The 410-nt window shown below is 66.1% G+C and carries 1 protein-coding gene; it reads left to right on the top strand.

Going from position 1 to position 410, the window contains the following annotated elements; genetic code table 11:
* The coding region (locus CS062_RS25600) for a proton-conducting transporter transmembrane domain-containing protein (RefSeq protein WP_259373131.1) at positions 1-410 on the top strand (410 nt) is incomplete at both ends.

The following is a 410-nucleotide window of genomic DNA, read 5'->3' as shown; positions in this document are numbered from 1 at the left end:
GGCTCATCCCGATGTACTTCCTCATCGGCGGCTTCGGCGGCGAGAACCGGTCCCGCGCGGCGGTGAAGTTCCTGCTGTACAACCTGTTCGGCGGCCTCATCATGCTCGCCGCGGTGATCGGCCTCTACGTCGTCACCGCGGGCAGTGACGCGTTCGCGGCAGGCACATTCGACTTCCGGGAGAACGTCGCGGCCGTATCGTCCGGCGAGTTCGCGGTCAATCCGGCGATCATGAACTTCCTGTTCCTCGGGTTCATGTTCGCGTTCGCGGTCAAGGCGCCGCTGTGGCCGTTCCACCGCTGGCTGCCCGACGCCGCGGTGGAGGCCACGCCGGCGTCGGCCGTGCTGATGATGGCCGTGATGGACAAGGTCGGCACGTTCGGCATGCTGCGGTATTGCCTGCAGTTGTTC

The organism is Roseateles chitinivorans (assembly GCF_002761755.1).
In the GTDB taxonomy this organism is placed as follows: domain Bacteria; phylum Pseudomonadota; class Gammaproteobacteria; order Burkholderiales; family Burkholderiaceae_C; genus Roseateles; species Roseateles chitinivorans.
This window is presented reverse-complemented; position numbering and strand designations above follow the sequence as displayed.